The organism is Halospina denitrificans, assembly GCF_004364635.1.
In the GTDB taxonomy this organism is placed as follows: Bacteria; Pseudomonadota; Gammaproteobacteria; order Pseudomonadales; family Oleiphilaceae; genus Halospina; species Halospina denitrificans.
Map to the genome: position 1 here is coordinate 216,705 of NZ_SOAX01000003.1, position 18,643 is coordinate 235,347.

Annotated in this window: 16 protein-coding genes; 4 read left to right on the plus strand and 12 right to left on the minus strand. The window is 60.8% G+C overall.

Translation table 11 applies throughout. The annotated features are described in order from the left end of the window. Positions 1-11: 11 nt before the first annotated feature. Genes DES49_RS07970 through DES49_RS07990 form a run of 5 tightly spaced genes read right to left on the minus strand, consistent with a single transcriptional unit; the run spans position 12 to position 4,370 of the window. Positions 12-644 (minus strand): hypothetical protein, encoded by a 633-nt coding sequence (locus tag DES49_RS07970; RefSeq protein WP_133735879.1) that lies wholly within the window; start codon positions 642-644, stop codon positions 12-14. Next, complete coding sequence (locus DES49_RS07975; RefSeq protein WP_133735880.1) at positions 644-2,353, minus strand: FimL-related protein; 1,710 nt, start codon at positions 2,351-2,353, stop codon at positions 644-646. Before DES49_RS07975 ends, DES49_RS07970 begins: the two co-directional genes overlap by 1 nt. Positions 2,354-2,413: 60 nt before the next feature. Then, positions 2,414-3,121 (minus strand): DNA polymerase III subunit epsilon, encoded by a 708-nt coding sequence (gene dnaQ, locus DES49_RS07980; RefSeq protein ID WP_133735881.1) that lies wholly within the window; start codon positions 3,119-3,121, stop codon positions 2,414-2,416. A gap of 5 nt (positions 3,122-3,126) precedes the next feature. Beyond that, complete coding sequence (gene rnhA / locus DES49_RS07985; protein WP_133735882.1) at positions 3,127-3,570, minus strand: ribonuclease HI; 444 nt, start codon at positions 3,568-3,570, stop codon at positions 3,127-3,129. Beyond that, entirely contained in the window at positions 3,567-4,370 is an 804-nt protein-coding gene (locus DES49_RS07990) for a class I SAM-dependent methyltransferase (protein ID WP_133735883.1), read from the minus strand. The genes rnhA and DES49_RS07990 overlap by 4 nt, the downstream gene beginning before the upstream one ends. 83 nt (positions 4,371-4,453) lie before the next feature. Here DES49_RS07990 and gloB point away from each other — a divergent pair, with 83 nt between their 5' ends. The 4 genes from gloB (at position 4,454) to DES49_RS08010 (ending at position 9,052) form a co-directional block, all read left to right on the plus strand. Then, positions 4,454-5,254 carry a hydroxyacylglutathione hydrolase gene (gene gloB, locus DES49_RS07995; RefSeq protein ID WP_133735884.1) on the plus strand — a complete coding sequence of 267 codons (801 nt, stop codon included), beginning with the start codon at positions 4,454-4,456 and terminating at the stop codon, positions 5,252-5,254. 113 nt (positions 5,255-5,367) lie between these two features. Continuing rightward, positions 5,368-6,999, plus strand: a complete 1,632-nt coding sequence (locus tag DES49_RS08000) for a LysM peptidoglycan-binding domain-containing protein (RefSeq protein ID WP_133735885.1) — start codon at positions 5,368-5,370, stop codon at positions 6,997-6,999. Between the two features lie 7 nt (positions 7,000-7,006). Continuing rightward, positions 7,007-7,798, plus strand: coding sequence for an enoyl-ACP reductase FabI (locus DES49_RS08005; RefSeq protein ID WP_133735886.1), 792 nt, complete (start codon positions 7,007-7,009; stop codon positions 7,796-7,798). A gap of 180 nt (positions 7,799-7,978) precedes the next feature. Then, the gene (locus DES49_RS08010) at positions 7,979-9,052 is read left to right on the plus strand and encodes a 3-deoxy-7-phosphoheptulonate synthase (protein ID WP_133735887.1); all 1,074 of its coding nucleotides are present in this window, start codon (positions 7,979-7,981) and stop codon (positions 9,050-9,052) included. 4 nt (positions 9,053-9,056) lie between these two features. Here the strand turns inward: DES49_RS08010 and cobA are convergent, their stop codons facing one another. The 7 genes from cobA to purF form a co-directional block, all read right to left on the minus strand. Then, entirely contained in the window at positions 9,057-9,899 is an 843-nt protein-coding gene (cobA, locus tag DES49_RS08015) for a uroporphyrinogen-III C-methyltransferase (RefSeq protein ID WP_133735888.1), read from the minus strand. Further along, entirely contained in the window at positions 9,896-11,188 is a 1,293-nt protein-coding gene (gene serS / locus DES49_RS08020; protein WP_133735889.1) for a serine--tRNA ligase, read from the minus strand. Before serS ends, cobA begins: the two co-directional genes overlap by 4 nt. A gap of 13 nt (positions 11,189-11,201) precedes the next feature. Next, positions 11,202-12,560: a replication-associated recombination protein A gene (locus DES49_RS08025; RefSeq protein ID WP_133735890.1), complete on the minus strand. Its 1,359-nt coding sequence runs from the start codon at positions 12,558-12,560 to the stop codon at positions 11,202-11,204. Then, a complete protein-coding gene (gene lolA / locus DES49_RS08030; RefSeq protein ID WP_243864962.1) occupies positions 12,560-13,201 on the minus strand; it encodes an outer membrane lipoprotein periplasmic chaperone LolA in 642 nt (213 codons plus the stop codon). The genes DES49_RS08025 and lolA overlap by 1 nt, the downstream gene beginning before the upstream one ends. Before the next feature lie 3 nt (positions 13,202-13,204). Beyond that, entirely contained in the window at positions 13,205-15,820 is a 2,616-nt protein-coding gene (locus DES49_RS08035) for a DNA translocase FtsK (RefSeq protein WP_133735891.1), read from the minus strand. A 79-nt stretch (positions 15,821-15,899) separates the two neighbouring features. After that, entirely contained in the window at positions 15,900-17,117 is a 1,218-nt protein-coding gene (locus tag DES49_RS08040) for an O-succinylhomoserine sulfhydrylase (RefSeq protein WP_133735892.1), read from the minus strand. A 4-nt stretch (positions 17,118-17,121) separates the two neighbouring features. Then, a complete protein-coding gene (gene purF, locus DES49_RS08045; RefSeq protein ID WP_133735893.1) occupies positions 17,122-18,642 on the minus strand; it encodes an amidophosphoribosyltransferase in 1,521 nt (506 codons plus the stop codon). Between the last annotated feature and the right edge of the window lies 1 nt (position 18,643).

Consider the following 18,643-nt stretch of genomic DNA (forward strand, 5'->3'; position numbering starts at 1 on the left):
GGCGGCGTCTGTTACTGCCTCCGTGCCAGCGCTTCCTCAGCAGCACTGTTGGCTGGAACCGGCACGATCTGATTGCCCTGCAGCACAACCTCGAAAACAGCCCCCTCAACGATCGGAACCCAGAGTGGATACAGCAGCTCCGCACGGATCAGTGGCAATGGCAACAGACGGTCCCACTGCCAGATATCGATCCAATCCCTACCTCTTGAGGGCTTCTCAGCCCGAAACTCCACAAGCGATCTTGCCGTGGAGTCATGGCCGCGGACTGAATCCGTCCGGTAAAGCTGGGAGGGGCCTGTGCCGCCGAGCGGGGTATCGAGGACGAGCAGCCGACCTGTAATCTCCAGCAGATCCCCCCGGACGACCTGGTTACGAAGCAACCTTTCCTCGCTGCGCAGCTCAACCCGCCAGGCTTGATCGCCCTCTGATTCGATGCTGAGCCGATACAATGGCCGGTCGGGCGAAACACCCTGCCACTGGAGCGTGCTCCAACCCACCGCCATGACAAACAGCCCGGCCAGCACCACGAGCAATCCCAGGGTGCCCTTGAGCCAGGGGAGGAACCAGCCGGAGAGTCGGGAAAGAACCATCGCTGCCGCCAGCGCCACTACCAGTCCAGTTGCGACCAGTATCCAGCCAGGCATCAGATACCCACGTCCTGCAGCGATGTCTCCGCCAGCCTGAGCAACTCGGGATTGCGGTTCTCGTTCACACCAAGCCCCTCAATGTAGTATTCGAGGGACGTAATGGCGTCGGCCAGAGCCTCGAGAACCTTACTATTGGGCGGTTGCTGGGCATTGAGGAGCTGCGTCTCAATGCAGGTGGTCAGGCGCGCGATAACGCTCGCCGCGGCCTCGTCATCAAGGAGCTTCATGCCCCCTTCTATGCTGCGCAGGGTCACCGGAACGTTGGCCAGGTGGAGCTTGTCGAAATCAGATTCAAGGAAGGCGGTAATCGCCTGTTTCGCAAGCGTCAGAGCCGAGCTTGCCTCGTCCCCGAGCACAATCAGTGCCTCCTGGACGTAGACAGACTGATCATTGCGGCGGACCTTCTGGGCGAGCTGATCGGTTTCCGCGGTAACCCCGTGACTGGCCAGGTGCTGGGCCGCCTCCTCAATATTGAGCACCGCATCCGCCACCGAATAGAGCTCCGCCTCTGAGGGAAGCGTTCCCTTTTCCTGCCAGCCGCGGAGTTTTCCGGCCTCCTCGCGTGCCAGGGTGCTGAGCTGGTGGAGGTCCAGAATCAACAGGGAATTGCCGACCCGCTCCAGCGACTCGGCAATGGTGTTCAACTCGGTGGTATCCGGGTCAATGCCACGCTCCACAATATCCAGCCGGTCCTTGAGTTCCTTCAACTCCTCGTTGATGGCATCGGAGAACGACCTCAGGACGTCAGCACCGGGCCCGTAGAGATGGCGCCGGTGCTCGAGCATCCGCTCCTCGGTGAATGCCGCCGGCGCGACCTGGTACGCATCCAGGATCCGGGTCACCTCACGCTTCTGGGACCCGCTGCGGTACAGGATGTACACCAGCTCCCGGAATACGGAATGGGGCGCGGTCTTGCCCATCGCAACCCGCCCTACCTGGACCAGCTCACGGGCATACCGCTCAATTTTCATGAACAGCCGCTTGCGGTTCTTTTCAGCAGGCAGCTGCTTTTCTTCCATAACATCCGTAACGATCGTCACCAGACACCAGAGTGAGGACAGCGCCTCCCCCTGGCAAAGCCTGGAAAGCCCCCGGGCCGCCCGTGCCAGGAGACGGCGGCTCGTGGTCATGTTCTCATTGCGGATCAGTCCCAGAAGCCCCACCTGGTACATCAGCCGGAAGCGCCGTGCGTGGATCTCCATATCATTGTCATCAACCGTTTCCAGCGGTGGAAGCGACAGGTCTGCGCAGAAATCCGGCGAGGCTGCAAGACTGGTCTCAAAGAAGCAGGAATCCGGATAGGGGCTGTCGTGCCGCGCCTCCCGGATCTCATTGATGACCGGCAGCAGGAGCTCCGGGCGGTCAGTCTGTTGACGCTGGTAATACTCAACGTAGCGCCGCAGCGTGAAAATGGCGTTATTCAGAGCCGTCAGCAGGTTGTTCTTGTCGTCGGTGGCGCCAACGGGCACTTCATTGGACAGGGATACGGCCTCCTGACACAGAAGCGCGCCGCCGCGCAATTCAACGAGAGAGAAAATACCGCGAAGCTGATTCAGGTAGTCAACACAGTTCTGCAGGTCCTCGCCACTTTCACGATTTTCCTGGAATCGTTCCAGACTCTGCTCCGCCTGGCCGATGGTATGCTCGATTTCTTCCCGAACCAGTCCGAAGGACTGAGTCTTGGTTGCGAGAGACGCTTGCACCATAAACGGAGCTTCCCGTTATACTACGTGTGTTCATTATCTATAACACAGATTCCAGCGGCCTCAAGAATTCAGCCGTTGATCCCAGACTACTTGTGTCTTTTCCGCCATCCGATCCAGGAACTCGCGGTGACACTTCACTTCCTCCTCGGAAGCCTCCAGCACTGGCAGCGGCTGACGATCAGCCGACAACCGTTCAATTTCAGATCCACCCGCTTGACCGGCGCCCGCCTCATCGAGCGAAAGCGCGGTCTGTCCCCCGGTCATTGCAAGATAGACCATTGCCAGGATTTCTGCGTCCAGCAGAGCCCCGTGGAGTTCGCGGTTGCTGTTATCGATGCCGTAACGCCGGCACAGCACGTCGAGGTTGTTCTTCTGCCCCGGATGCTTCTTGCGCGCGAGCACCAGTGAATCCGTTACGCCGCAGATTTCCCGGGTCAGCGGATAGCCCGCATTCAGCAGGGAGAATTCGTGATCCATGAACCCGACGTCAAAGGGGGCATTGTGGATAACCAGCTCCGCGCCGCGGATGAAGGCCAGGAAATCATCGGCAACATCCCGGAAAACAGGCTTGTCCGCGAGGAATTCGTTGGTGATCCCGTGCACCTCCACCGCGCTGTCCTCAACCTCACGCTCCGGGTTGATATAGACGTGGTAATGGCGTCCAGTCAGTTCACGGTTCTCAAGCTCGACGCAACCGATTTCGATGACCCGGTGCCCCTGTTCCGGCTCCAGGCCCGTGGTTTCCGTGTCCAGCACAATCTGGCGCATAATCTCTAGACCCTCTCCACTACGTCTGCCGCTCCGCGGTTCGCCAGCTCATCAGCGCGTTCATTTCCCGCGTTGCCGGTGTGACCCCGCACCCAGTGCCAGTGCACCCGATGAGAGTTGACCAATTCATCGAGCTGTTGCCAGAGCTCAACGTTCTTCACCGGTTTTTTTGCCGCTGTCTTCCACCCGTTTCGCTTCCATCCGGCCATCCATTGATTGATCCCGTTCTTCACGTACTGGGAATCGGTGTACAGATCCACCTCGCACTCGCGCTTGAGCGCCGAGAGCCCTTCGATGGCAGCCTTGAGCTCCATCCTGTTATTGGTGGTATCCGGCTCACCCCCACAGAGTTCCTTCTGGTGGTTGCCGAAAATCAATACCGCCCCCCAGCCCCCCGGGCCCGGGTTTCCCTTGCAGGCGCCGTCGGTATAAAGCGCGACACGACTCATGAGCGCCTCGGTTTTTCGGTGTACGTTGAGGATCCTGTTCCCTCCCTGAGCTTAGACCGGCTAACGTCCGGTGACATGTTACGATTTGCAACTGGCATCGCTATGACCTTCCTATCCGCCATCGCTGGCTTAAACGGTATGGATCCGGTTTCGCGCTTTTCAGCGACAATACAGTAAAACCCGCCCAACGGAATCTGTATGCCGCGCTCATAAACGGGCTCCAGAAAAGCCATCCTTGCGAGAAACCGGGAATTGGACACTGGCGGGCGAAAGAACCCATAACGCGGTGGTGCCGAGCAACAGTCCAGAACTCCCAGCCAGTCCTGAACGCGCGTTGCTGACAGGAAGCGACTGTTCCAGGGAGTGCCACGGCGCGCACCCAGTAAGCGCCGCAGCCCCCACAGCCCAAACGGATTGAACCCCACAACCATGACCTGCCCCCCGGAACGCACGATACGCGCACCCTCACGCAGGGACTGGTGCGGGTCGTCCGCGAGGTCCAGTGTATGGTGGAGAACCACCGAATCCATCACGTCATCATGAAATGGCAACTCCTCCGGACGCGCAATCACCGTCTGCTCCCCGCCCGCATCGGCCTGCCCCGCTCCTCCGGGCATGACGAGAGGCTGCTGCCACCCCGGATAACGGGGCGTCACTGACACATGCGGCCCCACGCCCACCTCAACGTGCCGCGTCCCAAAAACACGCGCCATGGCGGTGGCAACACAGGCCCGCTCCTGATTCAACAGGGTCTGGCCAAGCGTTGTATTCATCCATTGTGCAAATGCGTGACTTTTCATGGTGTTTCCGCCATCCCGGGGTTTTTAAACCCAACACAGATACTATACTCAAAGGTGCACACACTATGGCAGGAGTAAGGACAATGAGCTACCGGGTCGAGCCCATCCCGGCACTGAAGGACAACTACATCTGGTGCCTCTATCATACCGGAAATCACCGGGCCCTGGTCGTTGACCCCGGCGAGGCCGCGCCTGTCCAGCGCTTCATGCAGGAAAAGGGACTGTCGCTGGATGCCATCCTGATCACGCACCACCACCCTGACCATGTGGCCGGTGTGAAGGAACTTCTGGGAAAGGCCACGGTCCCTATCTATGGACCGAGCAAATCATCCTTCAAGGGTATCACCCACCCCGTGGCGGAAGGGGACCGTGTAACCTGGCTGGATCTCAACTTCGATGTAGTCGCGGTTCCGGGCCACACCCTGGATCATATCGCCTTCAACTGTACGGATCGCCCCCTCGACCATCCCGTCTCATTCTGCGGCGACCTGCTCTTTGTCTGTGGCTGCGGTCGCCTTTTCGAAGGCTCCGCCGAGCAGATGCGCCATTCGCTGGACAAGCTCCGCGGGTTGCCAGGCGACACCCTGATCTGTGGTGGTCACGAGTACACACTTGCCAACCTTGCATTCTCAAGAACCGTCAACCCGCACGACGAGAAGCTTCAGGCGTTTGAATCGGAATGCAAGGCAATGCGCGAGGCGGGAAAACCAACCGTACCCACCCAGCTCGGGAGCGAAAAACGACTGAACCCCTTTTTACAATGGGATAACAGAACCATTGCGCAGGCGGCGGTCGACTATGGGGCGCAGGCCGGACTTACAGTGGATCCTGAAAACCCCGATCAGGTATTTGCCGCCATCCGCCACTGGAAGGATAACTTCTGATACGAAGGGTAATGTCTGTTTGATTGACGCCGGTGAAAGCGGTTTCTAGAATCCATTATCGCCTTCACCCGCGTTGAACTGCGGCTCAAACGGAACCCCAGGAAAACCGTGTTATGCATTACTTTCCAATACTCTGCCTGATATCCGCGATCAGTGTTCCGTTGCTCAACGGATGCGAGAGCATCTCTCGGGAACAGGGCTCAACACCTTCGGATCCCGTTCCAACGGTAATGCGCGCCGCCCAGCTCGACGCGAACGTCAAACGCACCCCGGGAGCTACACCGAAGACAGCCACGGGGAGTGCCGCCTCAGAGAAGGTCGTCGAGGCTGAGCCCACTATCTGGGATCGGATGCGCAGCCGTTTCAGGCTCGACCTGGACAGCAGCAACCCCAGGGTCCAGAGCCAGCTGAACTGGTACAGCAGCAACCAGCGCTACATGGACCGAACGGCACAGCGGGCCAAGCGTTACCTGCCCTACATACTGAATGAGCTCGAGGCCAGAGACATGCCGGGCGAACTCGCCCTGTTGCCTCTGGTGGAAAGCGCCTATGATCCCTTCGCCTACTCCCATGGCCGCGCTTCGGGGCTCTGGCAGTTCATTCCTTCTACAGGGCGCGCCTTCGGTATGGGCCAGAACTGGTGGTACGACGGGCGCCGGGATATTGTGGCCTCAACCCAGGGTGCGCTTTCCTACCTGAAGCAGCTAGCCGACCGCTTCGATGGCGATTACAAACTGGCGCTCGCCTCCTATAACGCGGGGGGCGCGCGGGTTGCCCGGGCGGTCAGGCGTAACCAGAGACAGGGCAGGCCCACTGACTTCTCGAGCCTGCAGCTTCCCCGCGAAACCCGCCACTATGTTCCCAAACTGATCGCCCTGGCCCGGATCATCCAGAATCCCGAGGCACATGGTATCGAGCTGCCGGAGATCGCGAACAAGCCCTATTTCGAAGTAGTGGACATCGGTGGCCAGATGGACCTTGCCCAGGCGGCGGACATGGCCGGTGTCGAGGTGAATGAGATTTACCGCCTCAACCCCGGCTTCAATCGCTGGGCCACAGCGCCCAACGGCCCGCACCGACTCCTGATTCCGGCGCACGCCTCCGAGCAGTTCCGCGCGGCGCTTGAGAACATGCCACCTGAGGAGCGGGTGAGCTGGAGAAACTACACTGTTGAGTCCGGCGACACGCTGATCGGGCTTGCACGCCAGTTCAATACAACACCCGATGTCATCCGTAACAATAACAAGCTCCGCGGCCACACGATCCGGAAAGGTCAGACACTGCTCATTCCCGTTGCCGGAAAATCCGGGAACTTCTATGCCCTCAGCGAGCAGAAACGACGGCAATCACGGCAGGCCGCGAGCGGTGGCAGCAACCAGTCGCGGATTGATTACCGGGTTACCAGCGGTGATACCCTCTGGGACATTGCAAGCGCCCACGATGTGTCCGTTCAGAAGCTTGCCAAATGGAACAGCATGGCGCCCGGTGACCCGATCAAACCCGGCGACCAGCTTGCCATCTGGAGCTCTTCAGCAAACGCTGGAAAGACGCTGGGTGACAAGCGCGACAACATGGTCCGCCGCGTCGGATACACGGTGCGCTCCGGAGACTCGCTGAGGCAGATCGCCAACCGTTTCAATGTTGGCGTCTCCGACATTACCCAGTGGAACGACCTGAATATGCAGGACTATCTTCAGCCCGGCCAGCAGCTTAAGCTGTTCGTGGATATACGCAACACACATTGAGGTGATAATGGGACTACTCGAAGGCAAGAAAGCGCTGGTGGTCGGGATCGCCAGCAAACACTCCATCGCCACCGGCATCGCGAAAGCGCTGCACGATCAGGGCGCGGAACTGGCACTGACCTACCAGAATGAAAAGCTGAAGTCGCGGGTCGAGGGCTTTGCCCAGGAATGGAACAGTAATCTGGTTCTGCCGTGCGATGTCGCGGACGACGAGCAGATATCCGCTCTTTTCCAGCGGCTCAACGAGGAATGGGGCGGTCTGGATATCCTCGTTCATTCCGTGGGCTTTGCGCCCGGAGAGGAACTTGACGGCGACTTCACTGATGTCACCTCACGCGAAGGTTTCAAGACGGCGCATGACATCAGCTCCTACAGCCTCACCGCCCTGGCGCGCGAGGCCCGCCCGCTTATGCAGGGTCGCCAGGGCTCGATCCTGACCATGACCTACCTGGGCTCCCAGAAGGTGCTCCCGAACTACAACGTGATGGGACTGGCCAAGGCGAGTCTGGAGGCCAACGTGCGCTACCTGGCCGCGTCGCTGGGCGCCGAGGGTACACGCGTCAACGCAATCTCGGCCGGCCCCATCAAGACGCTGGCGGCATCCGGAATCAAGAGTTTCCGGCGGATGCTCTCGGAAAACGCCAAGCGCACGCCCCTTCAGCGCAATGTGACCACAACCGAAGTGGGCAACACGGCGGCCTTCCTGACGTCGGATATGGCAAGCGGCATCACCGGGGAGGTTATCTACGTGGATGCGGGCTTCCGCAACATGGCGATGAACGCCCTGGAAAACGAATAACCAGGCACCATTACACCATCAGACTGACAACGCACCCTTCCGGTCCGGAAGGGTGCTGTCTTCGCCCTCGAAAAGACTCAGGCCAGCCCGCCAGCAGCCACCGCCACGCCGATTGCATAAAATCGGGATTTGACGCAGTATATCGCCCCAAATGACTCTCCGGAATGAAACGAGGCAGTGATGGCAGGCAATGACATCGAGAATGTAAATATTGACGATCAACAGGTCCTGATAACGCCCGCGGCGCTGAAAGAGGAAATGCCCCTCAGCGACGCGGCGCGGCGCACGGTACTTGAAGGCCGCCAGACCATCAACAATATTCTCGACGGCAAAGACCCGCGCCTTTTCCTGGTCGTGGGGCCCTGCTCCATCCATGATCCGGAAGCGGCCATGGATTACGCCCGCCGACTCAAGGCACTGGCGGACGAGGTGAGCGACACCCTCTACCTGGTGATGCGCGTCTATTTCGAGAAGCCCAGGACCACAACCGGGTGGAAGGGCCTGATCAACGATCCGCACCTGGATGACAGCTTCGACATCGAAAAAGGCCTCCATATCGGTCGCCGCCTTCTGCTGGACATCGCCGAACTCGGGCTGCCCACCGCCACCGAGGCCCTGGACCCGATCTCGCCCCAGTATCTGCAGGACACCATTTCATGGTCCGCTATCGGCGCGCGGACTACGGAATCCCAGACGCACCGTGAGATGAGCAGCGGGCTTTCCATGGCCATCGGATTCAAGAACGGGACCGATGGCGCCCTGGACGTCGCCGTCAATGCCATGAAATCCACGGGCAGCCCGCACAGTTTTCTCGGCATCGACCAACAGGGCAAGGTTGCGATTACGCGCACCCGCGGCAACCCCTACAGCCACGTGGTACTGCGTGGCGGCGGCGGAAGCCCGAACTACGATTCAGTAAACGTGGCGCTGTGTGAGAAGGAACTCAGGGAAGCGGGCGTGCGCAACGCCATCATGGTGGACTGCAGCCACGCGAATTCGAACAAGGATCCGGCGGTACAGCCCCTGGTTATGCAGGACATCACCCATCAGATCCGCGAGGGTAATTCCTCGATCATCGGCCTGATGGTTGAAAGCAACATCAACTGGGGCAAGCAGTCCATTGGGCCGCGCGATCAGATGCAGTACGGTGTCTCGGTCACCGACGCCTGCATTGACTGGGAAACCACCGAGCAGGCCGTGCGGGGCATGCGGGATGAACTGAGGGATGTCATCCCCCGCCGTCACCGGAGCTGATCAATCACTCCACCGGTGACGCCGTTCCCGGCTCCATCCATTTGAGCCGGGAGCGCAACTGGACTACTTCGCCCACGATGATCACCGTGGGCGCACGCACCCCGGAATCCTCAACTTTCGCTGCAATGGTCTCCAGTGTTCCGGTCACCACCGCCTGTTCAGGTGTGGTGCCCCGGGAAACCAACGCCACCGGCATATCGCTCGACATCCCATGGGCGACCAGCTGCTCGGCGATGATCGGCAGCCCAACCAGGCCCATATAGAACACCAGTGTCTGGCGGTTCTGGACGAAATCCTGCCAGGGCAGATTGGCCGTGTTGTTCTGCAGGTGCCCGGTTATAAACCGCACCGACTGGGCGTAATCCCGGTGTGTGAGCGGAATGCCGGCATAGCTGGAGCAGCCTGATGCCGCCGTTATCCCGGGAACGACCTGGAAACGCACACCCTGCTCGGCGAGCGTCTCGATTTCCTCACCACCACGCCCGAAAATAAACGGGTCGCCACCCTTGAGTCGCACAACACAGTTTCCTGCCCGGGCGTACTCAACGAGCATCTCGTTGATGCGTTCCTGGGGCACGCTGTGATTGGACCGCTCCTTGCCCACATGAATCACCTGGGCGCGCTCATTGATCAGGTTCATGATGGGCTCTGATACCAGACGATCGTGCAGCACCACATCCGCTTTGCCCAGCAACCGCAGGGCTTTCACGGTGAGCAGATCGGGATCGCCCGGCCCTGCCCCCACGAGGAAAACCTCGCCCGCCGCCTGCGTCGCGCCCGGCAGGACCTCCAATCGTCCCTCGGGCAGAAGCCACCGGAAACGCCGTCGAATCCAACGCCGGATCATTTCGTCATTCCTTCCGCTCCCAGCACTTCAAGCCCACCCATATAGGGTCTCAGGGCCTCCGGAATACGGATCGAGCCATCCGCCTGCTGATAGTTCTCCATCACCGCGACCAGGGTGCGCCCTACTGCCAGGGCCGACCCGTTGAGCGTATGCAGCAGTTCCGGTTTGCCGGTTTCCGGATTGCGCCAGCGCGCCTGAAGGCGACGAGCCTGGAAATCCCGGGTATTGCTGCAGGATGAAATTTCCCGGTACGCGGATTGCCCGGGCAGCCAGACCTCGATGTCGTAAGTCTTGGCCGCGGCGAAGCCCATATCGCCGCCACAGAGGGTCACAACCCGATACGGCAGTTCGAGTTTCCGCAGAACCGTTTCGGCATGCCCAGTCAGTGCCTCCAGCGCCGCCTCGGATTCCTCGGGGCGAACGATATGAACCAGCTCCACCTTCTCGAACTGGTGCTGGCGGATCATGCCCCGGGTGTCCTTGCCATAGGCCCCCGCCTCGCTGCGGAAACAGGGCGTATGACACACCAGCCTGACCGGCAGGTCCCCGGGCTTCAGGATCGTATCCCGCACCAGGTTGGTGGCCGGGACTTCGGCGGTCGGAATCAGGTAGAGGTCCTTGTCACCCTCGATCCGGAACAGGTCCTCCTCGAACTTGGGGAGCTGGCCGGTTCCCGTAAGGCTCTCGCTGTTCGCGAGATAGGGAAGGTAGGTTTCCGTATACCCATGCTCCCCCTGGTGAAGGTCCAGCATGAGCTGGGTCAGCGCCCGGTGCATCCGCGCAACGCCGCCCTGCATGACGGCAAAACGCGAACGCGCAATGGTGGCGGCGCGCTCGAAATCCATTTGTTCCAGCGCTTCCCCCAGATCCACATGATCCCGGGCTTCGAAGTTGAAGGAGGTGGGTTCCCCCCAGCGGCGGATCTCGACGTTGTCGTCTTCGCTCTCGCCTTCGGGTACATCCTCGTCCGGAACATTGGGAATGCCCTGCAGAAGGTCATTCAACTCGGTCTGCAGCGTGCGCAGGTGGTCTTCCGCGTCGGACTTCTCGTTTTTGAGCGATTCCACCTCGTCCAGTAGTGGCTGGACGGGCTCACCGGCCTTCTTGGCTTCTCCGATGGCTTTCGAGCGCCGTTTCTGTTCGGCCTGCAGCTCCTGGGTACGGCTCTGGAGCGTCCTGCGGCGCTCCTCGAGGGATTTCACTTCATTGATATCCAGCTCGAAATGCCGTTTGGCGAGCCTGGAAGCCACGGTTTCCGGTTCCGTGCGAACCCATTTCGGATCTAGCATGGGAATAACCTGTTTACTGTTTTGAGTCTTCTCGGGTATAGCGTTGCCTGGTGCTCTCGGCGTTGAGGCGGTCCAGGTAGGCACGCTTTTCCGCCAGTTTCGTTTCCAGCCCCCTTGGCTCCGGATGGTAGAAACGGGTGCCGGCCAGGGCTTCGGGCATGTAGGACTCCCCCGCGGCAAAGGCCTCGGGCTCATCGTGCGCATAGCGGTATTCCGCCCCGTAACCCTGCTCTTTCATCAGGGCCGTGGGCGCATTGCGAAGATGCACCGGTACGGCCCTGTCCTGGTCCCTGCGCACCAGGGCCATGCATTCGTTATAGGCCCGGTATACACCGATGCTCTTGGGTGCCAGCGCCAGATAGGTTACCACTTGTGCCAGGGTCAGTTCTCCCTCCGGGCTCCCAAGCCGCTCCTGGACCTGCCAACCCTCCATGCTCAGGCTCAGCGCCCTGGGGTCCGCATTGCCGATGTCCTCGCTGGCAATCCGCACGAGCCGCCGTGCAATATAAAGCGGATCGCAACCCCCATCCAGCATCCGGCACATCCAGTACAGGGCCGCATCCGGATCGGAGCCGCGCACCGACTTGTGCAGCGCCGAGATCTGGTCGTAGAAGACATCCCCACCCTTGTCGAAGCGACGCAGGGACGATTGCAGGACCTGCTGAAGGATATCGTCATCAATAACGCGCCGGCCCTCGGCGTCTTCCTCGGCCAGGTCCGCCGCAATCTCCAGGATGTTCAGCGCGCGCCGTGCGTCCCCGTCCGCCGCCCGGGCCATGGCGGCCATCAGTGCGTCAGACACGGTAACCGCCCCGCCCAGCCCTTCCGGTGCCGCCAGGGCCCGCTCCAGCAGGCGGACCAGGTCCTGCTCTTCCAGGTCCTTGAGCACATAGACCCGGGTGCGGGACAGCAGGGCGCTGTTGAGTTCAAAGGACGGGTTTTCCGTTGTTGCCCCAATGAACAGTATGGTGCCTTCCTCAATGTGCGGCAGGAAGGCGTCCTGCTGGGACTTGTTGAACCGGTGAACCTCATCCACGAACAGCAGCGTGTCCTGCCCGCTCGTTTCACGACGCTGGCGGGCGGTTTCCACCGCGCTGCGGATATCCTTGACGCCGCTCGCCACGGCGGACAGGGTCTCGAAGACCACCGAGGTCTGCTCCGCGAGCATACGCGCGAAGGTCGTCTTGCCGACACCGGGCGGTCCCCAGAGGATCATCGAGTGGAGCTGGTTCTCCATCACTGCCGCGCGCAGGGGCTTGCCCTCGCCCACCAGATGGGACTGGCCGACGTATTCGTCGAGGTTGCGTGGCCGCATGCGGGCCGCGAGTGGTCGATGGCGGCCTTCCTCACCGCCAAAGAGCCCCTGCTGCATCAGCCGGGCTCTCGCTCGTTCCGGATCACGTCGACATTGTCCGGGACGTCCAGCTCAAAACGCTCATCGTCGATGGACTCGTTAAGCACCACCTCCTCGAAACGCAGCCGGCTGTGCTGGTCCAGGGAATCATGCAGGCGCATCTCCCTCAGCACGCCATCCTTGAAAACCATGGCCAGTTCAAGGAAAAGCGTGTCCTTATCCCGGGGCTCAAGGATAAAGACCTTCCGCTCCTCTTCGTCCTGACGACGGATTTTGAAGGAGGACGCCAGATCCACAACCTCCCCGGAAAGCAGAAGAGCGGGAGTCGAGGCAATCCGGTCCTCCAGCGGATAGACCGTCATCTGCAGCAGGTCCGGATCGTAGACCTGGACCTCGTCCCCGGCAGTCACAATGGTCTGTTCAAGGGGCGGATCCGTGTGCCAGTAGAAATCGCCACCACGCCGCGCCTTGACCTGACCGGTGGACTCCTGGATGCGTTCCCCCTCATCCGTGGTGACGGTCTGTGTGAAGTCCGCCTGGTAACTCTCGTAACCGGAGAGCATCTCCGAAAGTGCCTCGGCGTTGTTTTTCGCACCACTGCCCTGTGCAGTCACGCTCAGGAGCAGGGCCAATACGGCAAGCAGGATTCTCATGGGCATAAATCAGTCTCTTGGTGGTGGGGCGGCCAACACTTCGCGTCCACCATTCTGGCCGGCGGGGCTGACTACCCCGGAGGCTTCCATGGCTTCGACCAGGTTGGCGGCCCGGTTGTATCCGATCTTGAATTTCCGCTGCACGGAGGAGATGGAAACACGGCGACTCTCGGTGACAAAGGCCACGGCCTCGTCAAAAAGCGCGTCCTTTTCACTGTCGTCATCATTCATGGCGGCGATGCCCGGCACACTGTCGCTGTCGCCCCCGCTCAGCACGTCTTCGACGTAATCCGGCTCACCCCGGCGCTTCCAGGCCTCAACCACGCGATGGACCTCGTCGTCCTCCACAAAGGCCCCGTGAACCCGTTCCGGCATGCCGGAGCCCGGCGGCAGGTAGAGCATGTCGCCGTTACCCAGAAGCTGTTCCGCACCGCCCTGGTCCAGCACGGTCCGCGAATCCACCTTCGACTGCACCGAGAAGGACATGCGCGTCGGAATGTTGGCCTTGATCAGGCCGGTGATCACGTCCACCGACGGGCGCTGGGTCGCCAGGATCAGGTGAATGCCCGCCGCCCTCGCCTTCTGGGCGATACGGGCGATCAGTTCCTCAACTTTCTTGCCGACGATCATCATCATGTCGGCGAACTCATCCACCACCACAACGATATAGGGCAGCGGTTCCAGCTCCGGGCGCGCGTCCTCGCTGGGATCGATGGCATTGTCGGGGTTCCAGAGCGGGTCCTTGATGGGCTCGCCGGCCTCTCTCGCATCCCGGACCTTGCGGTTGAAGCCGGAAAGGTTGCGCACGCCCTGTGAAGACATCAACTGGTAGCGCCGCTCCATCTCAGCCACACACCAGCGCAGGGCGTTGGCGGCTTCCTTCATGTCCGTGACCACGGGCGCGAGAAGATGCGGAATGCCCTCGTAAATGTTTAACTCGAGCATCTTGGGGTCGATCATGATCAGGCGCACATCTTCCGGAGTGGCCTTGAGCAGCATGCTCAGGATCATCGCGTTCACGCCCACGGACTTGCCCGAACCCGTGGTGCCCGCCACCAGCAGGTGCGGCATCTTCGCGAGATCCGCCACCACCGGGTCACCACCAATGTCATTGCCAAGCGCCAGCGTCAGGGGCGAGTTGGACTTCTCCCAGGCCTTGGACGTCAGGATCTCGGAAAGCCGCACCATCTCCCGTTCCTCGTTGGGAATCTCGATGCCCACCACGGACTTGCCGGGGATGACCTCAACCACGCGCACACTCAGCACGGCCAGCGACCGGGCCAGGTCCTTGGCCAGATTGGTGATGCGGCTGACCTTGACGCCGGCGGCAGGCTTGATCTCAAAGCGCGTGATGACGGGGCCCGGATTCACTTCCACAACCTCCACGGCCACCCCGAAGTCAGCCAGCTTCTCCTCGAGCAGCTGGGACATGTACTGCAGCGAGTCCTCGGAGTAGCCCTTTTTCTTGTTGGGGTCCGGTGGATCCAGGATGGTAATCGGGGGAATAGGCCCCTCGCCGTTGTCAAACAGCGAGGGCTGGTTCGCCTTCCCGGAAGGCGCGCCGCTCGAACTCTTGTTCCGTTTGAAGGGTGATATCTTTACGCTGCTTTCGGGCGCGGCCTCCTCCTTCTTGGCTGCCGCCTTCTCGGATTCTTTCCGTTTCTTCCCGCCCGGCGCCGCCTGCGCCGCCGCCTGTTCGGGTGCTTCCCCGGCTGCGATCGGGGGGAGCTCCAGGGCCTCATCAGGCCCGGATTCGGAGATGACGGGTTCGCGCCGCTCAGCTGTCGCGCCTTCGTCGGATTTTCTCCGCCTGAGGCGAAGACGAATCAGCAAACGTCGCCACAGGCCCGGCTTGCCGTGATCAACCCGATTATTGATCAAGGGGGGCTCCGGCTCCGCCTGTTCCGCTTTACGCGGCCGATCCAACGCCACCCGGCGAGGAATTCGCAGACGAGCCAGCACAGAAGAGAACGCACGAATGACACCACGAGTCCCGAGCAGCAAGAGCCGCACCACTTTCAGCGCGGCAAGCCCCACAGTGTCCACGACCCAGATCCAGGAAAGCCCGGTAAAAAGGGTCACGCCGAACAGGGCGATGGCGGCAAGAATCAGGGTCGTGGCCGGCCGGTTGAGCACGCCTACCATGGCGGTCCCGATCTCGTCGCCAATCACCCCACCGGAGTCCGGCCCCAGACCAAAGAAGGAGTAAAGCCCGAACAGCCCGCAGCTCGCCATCAGCAGCAGGATAAAGCCGCCACTTCGAAGCAGGAACAGTGGCCAGTGGAAATCCGGATAGCGGCCACGCTGGCGATACAGGAGAATGGCACCCCAGCCTCCGAGCACCGGAAACAGCCAGGCAAGCTTGCCGAAGAAAGTGATCAGCAGGCTGGCAATCCAGGCACCACTGCGCCCGGCGTAATTGGTCGCCTCAGTCTGGTGCCCGATGCTGGCCCAGCCCGGATCCGCCGGGTTGTGGGAAACCAGCGCCATAACCAGATAGAGGCAGAGCACAATAAGCGCAATGAGTCCGCCCTCGCGTCCGCCCTGGGCGAGCAACTGTCGGAACCGGTAGTGCCCCTGCTGATCAGCCGCCTGATCGGCCTGCCCTGTCTTGGTATTCGCCATAGAATCCGCTTAATGCATTTTCCCAAGTAAAACATGTAATGGACTGATATGCCACCACAATACACCTGGAAAAGTCCTGTCAGGTGCGGCTCAGTGCCTGGTCAAGATCCGCGATCAGATCATCCCGGCTCTCCAGCCCCACGGAGATACGCACCAGATTTTCCGTAATTCCCCCGCGCACCTTGTCCTCATCCGAGAGCCGGCCGTGGGTCGTGGTAGCGGGGTGTGTCACGGTGCTCTTGGTGTCACCCAGATTCGCCGTGATGGAGAAAAGATTCAAGGCGTCAATAACGCGCCAGGCCTCCTCGCGGCCGCCCCGGAGCCGGAATGAAACCACGCCACTACCGCCGCTCTGCTGGCGCTGAGCCAGCTCGTTCTGGGGGTGGTCCGGCAACCCGGCATAGAGCACGGTCTCGACATTCGCCTGCTCCCTGAGCCATTGAGCGATGGCCAACGCGCTCTCCGAGTGTGCCCTCATCCGCAACGACAACGTCTCAAGCCCCTTGAGGAAGACCCAGGCATTGAAGGGGCTCATGGTCGGGCCAGCCGAGCGCAGCACACCGTGCACCTCTTCCATCAGGGACTCGCTTCCGACAACGACCCCCCCGACACAGCGCCCTTGACCATCCAGGTACTTAGTCGCGGAATGGATCACCACATCGGCCCCATGGCGGAAAGGCCGCTGGAGCACGGGGGTGCAGAGGCAGTTGTCCACGACAAGAAGGGCCTCGTTGCCATGGGCCAGTCTGGCCAGCGCGTCCATGTCCGCGATCTCCCCCAGCGGGTTGGACGGAGTTTCCAGGAACAGCATGCGCGTCTCCGGGCGCACCGCGGCCTGCCATTCCGCCAGATCCGTCAGGTCCACGAAGGTGGTGCTGACGCCAAAACGCGCCATGTACTTCTGCAGCAGCACGGTCGTGGTCCCGAATACTCCCCGGGAGCAGACAATGTGATCCCCCTGCTGCAGCAGCCCCATCATCGTTGCCAGTATTGCGGCCATTCCCGAGGCCGTCGCTACTGCCCGCTCACCGCCTTCGAGTGCGGCAATACGATCCTCAAAGGTGGCCACTGTTGGATTCGTGAAGCGTGAATAGATATTGCCGGGCTCATCACCGGCAAATCGCGCCGCCGCCTGTGCCGCGCTGTTATAGACGAAACTCGATGTCGCGAAAATGGCTTCGCTGTGCTCCAGCTCGGCACTGCGACGCTGACCGCCGCGAACCCCCAGCGTCTCAATGCCAGCCCCGTCCAGATCCGGTAGCGGAATCCCGTTGTTGTCAGCGTCTCCGTGCGTCATGACCCTACTCGTCGTTATGCATATCAATGACATCGCTGTCCGCGGTGAGCTCCTTGTTCCGCTGCGACTTGCGCGCATCGGACCGCTCCCGCTCCAGCTTCTCCAGGTACTCGGCGGTTACATCCCCCGTCGGGTACTGGCCGTTGAATACGGAGCAGTCAAAGCTCTCAACGCGGTCATTGCCTTCACGCGCACACTCAATCAGGTCGTCAAGCTCCTGATAGATCAGCCAGTCCGCCCCAATGATCGCCTGGACCTCCTGCTCGGTTCGCCCATGGGCAATGAGCTCATTGGCCGCAGGCATGTCAATGCCGTACACATTGGGATAGCGAACGGGAGGCGCGGCCGACGCGAAGTAGACCTTCCTCGCCCCGGCATCACGCACCATCTGGACAATTTCCTGGCACGTGGTCCCGCGCACAATGGAGTCATCCACAAGCAGCACATTCTTGCCGCGGAACTCCAGTTCGATCGGGTTGAGCTTCTGGCGTACCGAGCGTTTGCGCATAGTCTGCCCCGGCATGATGAAGGTCCGACCGATATAGCGGTTCTTGATCAGCCCTTCCCGGAATTTCACCCCAAGCTCAAAAGCGAGCGGCAGAGCCGATGTACGGCTTGTATCCGGAATCGGAATGACCACGTCAATATCGTGATCCGGCATTTCACGCAGGATCTTGTGGGCGAGCGCCTCGCCCATGCGCAAGCGTGACTTGTAAACCGAAATGTTATCGATGATGGAATCCGGCCGCGCAAAGTAGACGTGCTCGAAAATACAGGGGTGCAGGGTCGGGTTCTCGGCGCATTGCTCGGTGTAGAGGGAGCCATCCGTCTCGATATAGACCGCCTCGCCCGGATCAATGTCGCGGATCAGCTCAAAGCCCTGGGAAGCAAGTGCCACACTTTCCGACGCGATCATGTATTCCTTGCCGTTCTCGGTCTCGCGCACCCCGAAGCACGCGGGCCGGATACCATTCGGATCCCGGAAGCCGACGATCCCGTACCCGGTAATCATGGCAATGGCGGCATAGGCGCCGCGAGCACGCCGGTGTACCGTGCGCACGGCGGCGAAAATCTCATCCTTGGTCGGGTTGAGCTTGCCCATCTTCTGCAGCTCATGGGCAAACACATTCAGCAGCACCTCGGAGTCCGAGTTGGTGTTGATGTGACGCAGATCCGACCGGAACACATCACTGGCCAGATCCTCCGCATTGGTCAGATTCCCGTTGTGCGCCAGGGTAATGCCATAGGGGCTGTTCACATAGAAGGGCTGGGCTTCAGCGGAGCTTGAGGACCCGGCAGTGGGGTAACGCACATGGCCAATACCAACATTACCGACCAGACGCCGCATATGCCGGGACCGGAACACATCCTGAACCAGGCCGTTATCCTTGCGCAGGAAGAAGCGCTCATTCTCAAAGGTCACAATGCCGGCGGCATCCTGGCCCCGGTGCTGCAGCACGGTCAGGGCATCGTAAAGCGACTGGTTAACGTTGGTGGTACCAACAATTCCGACGATTCCGCACATC